The sequence below is a fragment of the Parapedobacter sp. SGR-10 genome, from assembly GCF_011030405.1.
Taxonomy (GTDB): Bacteria; Bacteroidota; Bacteroidia; order Sphingobacteriales; family Sphingobacteriaceae; genus Sphingobacterium.
In genome coordinates this window covers 1-439 of the sequence record NZ_JAAJTJ010000077.1, presented here as the reverse complement: position 1 = coordinate 439, position 439 = coordinate 1, and the positions used below count along the sequence as shown (strand labels likewise).

General features: G+C 44.9%; 1 protein-coding gene. It reads right to left on the bottom strand.

Annotation, left to right across the window (positions count from 1 at the left end):
• Positions 1-439, bottom strand: a 439-nt coding sequence (locus tag G5B00_RS17930; protein WP_163878841.1) for a hypothetical protein, incomplete at both ends; no start/stop codon positions are given.

The following is a 439-nucleotide window of genomic DNA, read 5'->3' as shown; positions in this document are numbered from 1 at the left end:
ATTGACTACGTCCATGGAGTTCCATTCTTGATTGAAATCCACCAACTCAAATGCAGCCAGAGCGTTGAAACGATGTTTGTTGTTGATCGTATAGTTAAAGTTTAAGGTATTTCGGTTGGTAATCTTTATCCTTCTGGAGCTGTAATTGGTCAATGCCCCATTGGTGCCAAATCCTGAACCGAAATCCTTGTCGAAATACTCTATACGTCGACCTGTGACATAATATTGCATCAAATCACTTGTGAAGTTCAACCAAGGCTTGAAATTCACCCTTGCCCAGGCAGATGTAAACAGCGTGAATTGCGGCCGTTCCCGGATATTGTCGTAAGCACTGGCTATGGGATTATGGTTGCCGTTCAATAGGTTGTTCGGAAATCTGAAATTGTACGAGCCATCTTCCAGATAGGCCGGTACGACAGCCGGTAGGAGCAGGGCAGCA